The organism is Pelosinus propionicus DSM 13327 (assembly GCF_900114615.1).
Taxonomy (GTDB): Bacteria; Bacillota; Negativicutes; order DSM-13327; family DSM-13327; genus Pelosinus; species Pelosinus propionicus.
The window spans coordinates 1-8288 of sequence record NZ_FOTS01000094.1; the positions used below are offsets into that span (position 1 = coordinate 1).

Annotated in this window: 14 protein-coding genes; all 14 read right to left on the reverse strand. The window is 42.9% G+C overall.

Annotated features, from left to right (window positions below):
• Nucleotides 1-341: phage tail assembly chaperone (locus BMZ99_RS25110; RefSeq protein ID WP_090944566.1), on the reverse strand; the 341-nt coding region annotated here is incomplete at its 3' end.
• 23 nt (nt 342-364) lie between these two features.
• Complete coding sequence (locus BMZ99_RS25115) at nt 365-832, reverse strand: phage tail tube protein (protein ID WP_090944569.1); 468 nt, start codon at nt 830-832, stop codon at nt 365-367.
• Nucleotides 833-845: 13 nt separating this feature from the next.
• Nucleotides 846-2192 carry a phage tail sheath family protein gene (locus BMZ99_RS25120; protein ID WP_090944571.1) on the reverse strand — a complete coding sequence of 449 codons (1347 nt, stop codon included), beginning with the start codon at nt 2190-2192 and terminating at the stop codon, nt 846-848.
• Entirely contained in the window at nt 2193-2423 is a 231-nt protein-coding gene (locus BMZ99_RS25125) for a hypothetical protein (RefSeq protein ID WP_090944574.1), read from the reverse strand.
• Nucleotides 2416-2892, reverse strand: coding sequence for a phage tail terminator family protein (locus BMZ99_RS25130; protein ID WP_090944577.1), 477 nt, complete (start codon nt 2890-2892; stop codon nt 2416-2418). The genes BMZ99_RS25125 and BMZ99_RS25130 overlap by 8 nt, the downstream gene beginning before the upstream one ends.
• Nucleotides 2893-2894: 2 nt before the next feature.
• A complete protein-coding gene (locus tag BMZ99_RS25135) occupies nt 2895-3404 on the reverse strand; it encodes an HK97 gp10 family phage protein (RefSeq protein ID WP_090944580.1) in 510 nt (169 codons plus the stop codon).
• Complete coding sequence (locus BMZ99_RS25140; RefSeq protein ID WP_090944583.1) at nt 3404-3793, reverse strand: hypothetical protein; 390 nt, start codon at nt 3791-3793, stop codon at nt 3404-3406. The genes BMZ99_RS25135 and BMZ99_RS25140 overlap by 1 nt, the downstream gene beginning before the upstream one ends.
• Complete coding sequence (locus BMZ99_RS25145; protein ID WP_090944587.1) at nt 3783-4361, reverse strand: DnaT-like ssDNA-binding protein; 579 nt, start codon at nt 4359-4361, stop codon at nt 3783-3785. The genes BMZ99_RS25140 and BMZ99_RS25145 overlap by 11 nt, the downstream gene beginning before the upstream one ends.
• A 36-nt stretch (nt 4362-4397) precedes the next feature.
• Nucleotides 4398-4607, reverse strand: a complete 210-nt coding sequence (locus BMZ99_RS25150; RefSeq protein ID WP_090944590.1) for a hypothetical protein — start codon at nt 4605-4607, stop codon at nt 4398-4400.
• An 18-nt stretch (nt 4608-4625) separates the two neighbouring features.
• Complete coding sequence (locus tag BMZ99_RS25155; RefSeq protein WP_090944593.1) at nt 4626-5570, reverse strand: hypothetical protein; 945 nt, start codon at nt 5568-5570, stop codon at nt 4626-4628.
• A gap of 23 nt (nt 5571-5593) precedes the next feature.
• Nucleotides 5594-6085, reverse strand: coding sequence for a phage scaffolding protein (locus tag BMZ99_RS25160; RefSeq protein ID WP_175490708.1), 492 nt, complete (start codon nt 6083-6085; stop codon nt 5594-5596).
• Between the two features lie 84 nt (nt 6086-6169).
• Complete coding sequence (locus BMZ99_RS25165) at nt 6170-6364, reverse strand: hypothetical protein (RefSeq protein ID WP_090944600.1); 195 nt, start codon at nt 6362-6364, stop codon at nt 6170-6172.
• A 4-nt stretch (nt 6365-6368) separates the two neighbouring features.
• Complete coding sequence (locus tag BMZ99_RS25170) at nt 6369-7466, reverse strand: phage minor capsid protein (RefSeq protein ID WP_090944604.1); 1098 nt, start codon at nt 7464-7466, stop codon at nt 6369-6371.
• Nucleotides 7467-7469: 3 nt separating this feature from the next.
• A partial coding sequence (locus tag BMZ99_RS25175; protein WP_139214860.1) for a phage portal protein occupies nt 7470-8288 on the reverse strand: 819 nt, incomplete at its 5' end.

Below are 8288 nucleotides of genomic sequence, written 5' to 3' on the forward strand. Positions count from 1 at the left end.
GCAAATTCGCCAGAAAGGAGCATTTTACCAGGCAGTTCAAGGGGATCGACTACACCGTAAGCCTGTAGTAGTTCAGGGTCACGAAAATTAGGCATTGCCGTACACTCTACCACAAGCCTAGATTGATATTGGATTTTGTTAAAAATCTCTTCGCGCTGCCCTCTTTTCCCTGACACCGTTTTAGTTGATGCTTTAATTAATGCATCATTCTGTGTCTGAGTAATGGATTTAATTTTAAACCCTGCCGGTTTACCATCCTTGTTGGTAAACCGGCTAGACACAAACACCAAATTTGTCATTTCCGCTACGGATGGTTTTAAAAATGCTTTTAAGTCACTCATAAACTAACTACCTCCTAAAATATTTATCCAAAAGTCGTTGGATCTGTAAATTCATTCAAAAGTTCAAAGCTGGTAAAGGTGAATGTAATTTCTGCTTCTAAATCATCAGAATCCGCATCCAGCTGAGCAATAGGCACTTTATCAAGATTCACGTTATACAAGACTGTCCGCTTTGTTCCTACTGTGCTTGTTGGATCATCATTGACAATCTGAATCGTAAAATACGTATCCGTACCCGAATCCTGATAGGTTTTAACCAAACTAACAAACTGAGTCGTAATATCTTTAATTGTCATCGATCCTGAATATTTAAGACCTTTCGCCTTGTATTGCACCGTCCTGGTTCCAACAACTTTGACTTCGGACTTTTCTTTTTCCGATTCTGCTTTTAGCTTCTTAATATAAAACATGCTATAAACATTACCGTCAATCGTTGCATATGCCGCGCCTTCTTTACCGGATATGGTATCCTGCGCTAATAAAAAACTCATATTTACACCCCCTTTACTCTACCGTTACGGCAATATAGATTTTATCAACAGAATCGACTGGCTGAATGTTGGCGTTAATCAATACCGCATCTGAATCCGTACCAGCTGCAACAACAATGTCGTCTGCTTCGAAATTTTGCAGCGCATTAATCCCTACCAATGTATTGCAATAGGCTACCAATTCCGCTTTTAAGATGCTCCGTTCGTTATCGTTATTATCGGTTTTACCAATGTAGTATTTTGAGAAAAGCGTATGAACATCATTACCAAAACCCTGTAATACCCGAACAATCCGATTTTTACGAAACGATTTTCCTTTTGTTGCGGTATAGCTGGTAAACGTATTGATGTCATATTCAGCATGTACTGTACCATCTTTTACGGGAGTGAATATGAATTCGCCCGCATTAATGGCCGCAATAATTTCCGTGTTGGTATATACCGTGGTAACACCCACCGCTCCAGGATAAGTGGCATATGTCAGAGATTCGTTTACATTTGCCCCTGCACTGGCTCCAACCAGCCACGCCACTGCCATTTCCGGCGGAATTGTATCTTCGGTGTCCAAGATAACGCCGTTTTTAATGCTAACTACGCATTCACTGTCAGCCGAGGGGTAATTAGCAACAACCAATTGAGCATAGCGGCCTTCCTCTGTTACCAACCGCTTTGTGTACGATGTAAACAGCTTTATGACCGTTGCGCTGGTATCCATACAACCCATACTGTTATAGTAATACGGCTCAATTGCCTCCAGGTAAGAGATATAGGCACTTGAAGCAACTTCTCCGTCAGTCCCGTCAGTTAAAACCATGCCAGTAGTTGCAACAAGGGCTGTCGTTTCTGTACCGCTAAAGTCAACCCAATCATTTGCAACCAAATCGCCAATTGTAGCAACCTCACTTTGTGTATCCTGGGTATCATTGTCCACGATAGTGGTCACATCGAACTTACTTTCATCATCGACATTGACAGAGATCACTACAGTAATATCGTTGCCGCGCACCCCTTTGTATTTGGCTGCTGCAGTTAATCCCGATGCCATAGCTACCGCTTTGGTTCCACTGGATTTTAGTCGCCAAAGGTACAGTGTTACCGGCGCATCCGTTCTTTCCGTACCTAAAAAAAACTGCTGGATAGCCAGCATTTGTGTATCCGTCAGATAATACCCTAGCTTATCAAAGGTATCTTCACCATTGGCCAGGGTAATTACTTCCCCTTCTGGTCCCCAACTCATAGCCATAGGAAATGTGCCAATACCACGATCACCAAGACTGGCAAGCGTCTGTGCTGTGGACTTAAAATTAATATAAACGCCAGGACGCACTTTATTTTGTGTTGTCCAAGTTCCTCCTGCCAATTATTCCACCCCCATAAAATCATCTAATATTTTTTCAGCTTCCGAAATAGTATAGCTGTCTTCGGTTAATAGTGCTGTCAGTAAGTCGCGGTTGTATTTACCGCTGAAACGTTTGGACGCAATAATTCTCGTAGCCGGTATCTTCGGGGCTACGGGTTCGTCAGATGCTGCAACGGATTGCACTTCCTCGGCTGTATCCGCGATAGCCTGTTCTTGTTCATCATTATCCATCTAGCTTTACCTCCTCTGTTAATGTATACGTCTGCATTTTAACAACTTCTTCTTTTGGCAACTGAACAAATTGTTTGATATCAATCATATAGTGCAGCGCCTGCAGTTCAATGGTCCATTTCCGGTTATACGTTCGGATTATCGCCCCGTTAGCTATAAACGTTTCCAGGGATTCATCTAACAACTGGGCCACGTCTTGAAATTCATATTGCTGGGTATCGGTGTATAAATCCGTTAAATATACCAACTCATATAAAGGTTGCCAATACCAACGATCAATGCCTTTTTTAATCGTCGCACCTGGGCGCGGGATAATAAAAAAACAGGGAAGGTGTTTGCCTTCACTGTCTAAGACGCTGTTCATGAATTGTTGGCTAGGGTTTGCAAAGATATGGATTCCTGGGAATAGTCCAGCTAATTTATCAGCTAATCCACTCACCAGAAAAGCAAGATTGATTTCTACTGCCAAGATTACCCCTCCTTCTTCATGACAGACATTAATACACGTCTCATGCCCTGCTGTAAATGTGATTCACCTTCTCGCAACGCCCGATCAAGCATATATACACCGCGTACATACTTTGTCTTAGTGCCCACCATAAGGCCGCCTTTATCTGCTAAAGCAGCATCATAAACAAGCTGCCCTCCTACAATAAAAAGACCAGGCACAAAATGTTTATCCATTCGGTGTCCATTTTCAACATAGGAGGCATATTGCAGGTTATTAGCTACAACAGACGTATACGCTCCTTCATGTAATCGATAAGGAGTCAAAATGCTATCTTGCTCCCAATGAGCCTTTAAATCCCCCATTGCGTTAGCATTATATTTTTCGCCTTCCGTTGGCGGTGTATATTTCTTTACCCTTTCCACAATAAAAGTAGTGGTTTCTTTCAACTGTACTGGCACTGCAGCAACAAGCTCTTGCTGATATCCTTCATACCGCCTCACCATATCTTTTAATCCATCACCAAAAGCCATTATGCCCTACCTGGCATTTCAAGTTTAATTTCCTGGTGCGTGCCGTATACTTGCGTTTCTCCGGCAAAGTATCTATCTGCATCCCGTACAGGCTCTGCATTAATTGGTCCCTGCACAAATAATTCATCACCACTTTTAATATCCCACTTTGGAGATGTAAAAAGCTTTTCTGAGCGTGTTATCTTAGCTGCATCTGTTGTAGCAAAAAGAGCAGATAGCCCTGCCTTAGAAGAACGACGACAAGGAACATCCGTAAGTACTGCTTCCCTGCGCTGTTTCGTCAAGTTACCATCCTTATAATCCACATTCCGGTACACCGTAGCAGTACTGTCGTAGGTTTGGGCGAGTGCGGCATTCATTCGCGCTGCTAGTCCTCTATTAAACAACACGATACCCACCCCCTACAAATGGTTTTAGATATTGCTGAGCTTGTAAACTATAGATTATTGTGTTTAGTTTGTCCACCGGTGTATTGTTATTGGCATATGTAATTTGAGTATCGCCAATCTTAATGCTTTGCTCTGGTGATAAGCGGGCGGTGAGATTTGCGGTACCAAGATCAGGAGAGGCATATTCTAAGGCTTCTTCTACCTGGGCCGCTTTAATTTTATCAGGAACGGTTTGTTTGTACTCGGTAGAATAATCACCAAACACCACATTTGAATAATCAACCTGTGGTATCTGAAAAGACATAAAGGGGGCCATCCTAGTAAACCAGCCATTCCCCCACCTTGCTGCCTTACGAGGCCATGCCATCACTTGTTTAGGTGCCGTTTTCTGCCCGGGATAAGCGACAAGATCAATCTGTCTTGCAGCACGGCGTAATAATATTTCTTGGTCCGTGTCAATAAGAGCTGTCCATGCAATGGCTTTCGGGTCTGTACTTATATAATATTCCGCTATGTATGCTGCAGCTTCATCCACAGTTACATAGCTATCTGTACCAACTGTTAACATATTCATTCCTCCTTAGAGGAGGACGCTTACGCGCCCTTATTTCTTAGCAGCTTTCAAAGCCGCATTCTCAGTCGTTAAAAGTTCAATTTGTGCTTTGAGTGATTCAATTGTTTCACTTTCAGCAGTAATTGGATTACCTTCTGCGTCCAATTGGACATAACCCTCGGAGATAAGCTTTTTCGCTTCTTGCTCTGTGGCTACAATGCGGTGTACGCCGTGTTTTTTTAATTCAATCATATCAGACATACAATTTCCTCCTGTTTATTATGATGCAGCGATATTAGCAAATACACCAGACATACGATTATCTGGAATCCAAATATCATGGTACCTGCGATAGTCAAACGCCCATGCATTTGCTTTTTGGTTTGTCATAGGGTCAAAGATACGGACAGTATCCGCTTTGGATAAAGCGATAGGAGCATTACGAGTTGTTATTAACCAGTTTATTTTCTTAGCTCCTGTAGCCGCACTAAAACCGCCAGTCGTTTGTCCTGTGGTTGTACCGTCATTTAAGGTAATGGAATTATACATCCGAGCAGATGGAACGAAAATAATTGGAATACTATTAATAGATTTAACCTTGCTTTGCAGATTTCCAACCTTAAAGTCAGCAGAATCAAGGAACCTGGTCATATCGTTTGCAGTGTTCAAAATATTTCCAGTCGCAATCGACATTGTAATTACTAACGGATAATCTTCACCCACATCGTCCTGAATGGTAGCAATATCTGCTTGCAGTTCTGTATAGATAGTTGAAGTTGTTGGTGTAAGGGATCTTGCATAGCGTCCATTATCTCCATCAGCTGTCTCTGCAGCCTGTGATAGTGCCGCAATGGTTGCGTACCGATACGCGTCAATTTCCGGCACGACTCTGGTTCGCTGAAATTGCTCTATGACATTATAGGCAGTTGCCATAAAGTCAGTATCATCCGATTGAATACGATCAATCTGGAATTTGCGGCCTCGATCCTGATTCATTTCTTTAGTTTGATACTCCAAGGTAACGGCACCTTGTACATAGCCATTATCTGGATCATAATCCCCCATGCCATCCATGCTCAGCTTGGGGATCTTAACTTCTCGCCCGCCAATATAGATAATTTTGCCACTGTTCGTTTCCATCCAGTTTGATGTAGCACTGGCAACCATGGCTTCATCCAGCCAGCTTTGAAAAAGTGCTGCATACTGCAGCGTGTTAATAGCCATTCTGTTTATTCCTCCTTAGATTTTTAAAATTTGGTTGCGTCAACTTTTGCTTTAAATGCCGCAACATCTTGCTCAAAGGTAGAAGCGTTTGGGTCGCCTGCAGGGTTTGGATTTGGGTTGTTAGGTACCACATCACCAAACATGTAGGGGTGCGAGGTTTTTAGCGCTGTTAATTGAGCGTCTAAATCCTCTTCCAGTTTCAGCTTTGGCATAAGTAAATCAGGGTCTTTTACTTTGGCTTGCACTAATTTTATTTTAGCGTCAGCCTGCTTTTGGATACCTGCGTTTTGCGCCTGCAGGTCTGCGAGTTGCTGCTCTAACGTGGCAGCTTTGGCAGCATTTGCCTTTAGAGTGTCTAGATCACCCGTCTGGGCTTTTAGTGCGTCAATCTGCGTTTTAAGTGCCTCTGTATCTGACTTTGGCACATAACCCGCCATAGTACGCCCATGTTCTGCCATAATGACGTCAATTTGTTCCTGGGTAAATCCTTGATCTTTAAGATACTTGCGATTCATATTATTCATTCCTCCTGTTTTACGCCGTGGAAAGGCGAATTTGACCGTTTAACGCCTAGTCGTGGCGCAAAAAGAAGAGAACCACTAATCAGTGTGGTTTATTTGATTTTTTAACAAGACGATATCAACGCCAGTAAGCTGTTGTTTTTCTCGCTGCCGTTTATTAATTTCCGACTGAATATCAATGGTAACAGCTAGCACCAATTCAACAACCTTTTCAGGTGATTCAGCCTCATAAGTGCGTGTGAGCCCTCCTATTTCTTCCGTATACTTGTACATGCCCTCACCCCCTTTTAATTTCTTGTCCTATTTCGCGATAAATCTTCCGCCATTTTGCATATCGTTCAGGGTTATTTTGTTTCACCCTCTGAAACGTTTGAAAGGTCTTTGGAAAATCATCACGTACTAAATCTAAGCGCAATTGATACCGCTGATACTGTTCATAATCATCATGAAGTTGCCTTCTAACACGCTGGCTTTTACGGTATGCTTCAATACTGGCTCTACTCCTAGGGTCATCCTTCCAATCACGGTTAGAGAACGTCTTAGCTTCTTCTATTTCTTCCGCTGTATGTGCTTCTTCTACCCATTTAATCAACACATGGCGGCAATTAGGATGGATATTCAAATACGAATTATCCAAGTTATCAGGACCATTTTTGTCCTTCCGACTAAAAAACGCTTTCGTAAGGCTCGGAAATTCAGCAGATAAACCGCTGCGGGAATATATCCGTCCTTCCAGTGGCGCACAGATCGGACAGCTAGAAGCGTGAGAGCTTATTTGATATAGATCATGATCAGGATCAGCAAATAATGTGCCGGAATTAGTTGCTTCTCTGGTTACTGCCCTAACTGCCATATTCGCGTATGTTCGCAAACTCCAATCGGCTCCGTTACTGGTTTGAAAGGCCATTAATCCCTCATTTAATACCTTCTCTTGAAATAACTTATACGTCATACCTGCGCCATACCCACCAGCTTCTTTCGCGGCTGCAGCTTCCAGCGTGGCAGACCGCCAAGCGTCATTAATGGTTCTGCCTACGTGCCTGGCTGCGTCCGTGAGTTCACCCGTTAAATTCTTGGTTAGCAGCTCCACAATTTTACGATTACTGCCTTCACTAATAATATGAGCAGCTTTCTTACGACCAACGGAAAGCCCAGCACCATGAAGAAAAGCCGTTTCAGTTAGCTTTGGCGCTAATGCAACGGCTTCCAGGGTTATCTCCTTCAGGATTTTATGAATTCGGCTTAATGCTGCTTTTTCTGCATAGGTTACATAGTCTTGCTTTTCCTTACGGGCAATGATTGCAATAATATTCGTTTCGGCTTGTAAGTATATTGCAATCATTAATTTTTCAAATTCATTTAACGGTGCTTCCATGGATTACACCTCTTTATTCTCATTCACCGCCGAAGTTAATACAGGATTAGCGGTTAATGCTTGCTCTTGTATTCGCCCTAATTCTTCCTCTGCTTGTTCAATCCCCATGTTATCATAGCGCTGCATGGCTGTAGTAGCGGACATGGTAGGAGCTTGCACACGCAAATTCATGATTTGAGCTTCTTCTAATGGATCATTCGGCAAACCATCCTGCCACTGTATTTCAATGTCCGATCTTTTAAGACCAGACACTGAAGGCGTAACCTCAGAAAGCAGCGCAATGATTTTTTTTACTACTGGATCGGCATGGTTGCGAATACGGCCAACTTTCATTAAGGGGTTAACCATTAAACGCCGTAGCGCGGCGCCCGAAGGAGGAATACTGCCTTTTAAGTCACCAAAAATAGCCGCACCCATTTCAGATACTGAATAGAGCTGGTTTAGCAACATATCAAATTCTTTAAATGCTGCTTCTAGGTTGCCATCCCAGGTAATATATCGCGTTTCTGCGTCTTCCTTGGAGTTGCGGATAAAAGCGTCACCTGCTTTTAAGGTATATTCGCCAGTATCGTTATCTACCTGAAATGCACTGTCTGGTGCCTCCATGCTTGGACTTGCATGTTTATCCAGTATCTTAGCAATCTGACCAACACGGCTGATCAGCTCCATGATAATGGGATCAATTGGCGTATAATCATCCCTGCCGTGTATATTGCCCGATGCTTGGACATTTGGTAGTTGGACAATCGCAAAGTCAGACAATCCTGTTTTGTACGTTGTTGACGATATCATTTGCCCAATTTCTAACCTGTCTCGCATTTC

Coding starts and splice junctions, on each gene's coding strand:
- BMZ99_RS25115 (WP_090944569.1), bottom strand. CDS start 832: ATGAGTTTTTTATTAGCGCAGGATACCATATCCGGTAAAGAAGGCGCG.
- BMZ99_RS25125 (WP_090944574.1), bottom strand. CDS start 2,423: ATGGATAATGATGAACAAGAACAGGCTATCGCGGATACAGCCGAGGAA.
- BMZ99_RS25135 (WP_090944580.1), bottom strand. CDS start 3,404: ATGGCTTTTGGTGATGGATTAAAAGATATGGTGAGGCGGTATGAAGGA.
- BMZ99_RS25145 (WP_090944587.1), bottom strand. CDS start 4,361: ATGTTAACAGTTGGTACAGATAGCTATGTAACTGTGGATGAAGCTGCA.
- BMZ99_RS25150 (WP_090944590.1), bottom strand. CDS start 4,607: ATGTCTGATATGATTGAATTAAAAAAACACGGCGTACACCGCATTGTA.
- BMZ99_RS25155 (WP_090944593.1), bottom strand. CDS start 5,570: ATGGCTATTAACACGCTGCAGTATGCAGCACTTTTTCAAAGCTGGCTG.
- BMZ99_RS25160 (WP_175490708.1), bottom strand. CDS start 6,085: ATGAATCGCAAGTATCTTAAAGATCAAGGATTTACCCAGGAACAAATT.
- BMZ99_RS25165 (WP_090944600.1), bottom strand. CDS start 6,364: ATGTACAAGTATACGGAAGAAATAGGAGGGCTCACACGCACTTATGAG.
- BMZ99_RS25170 (WP_090944604.1), bottom strand. CDS start 7,466: ATGGAAGCACCGTTAAATGAATTTGAAAAATTAATGATTGCAATATAC.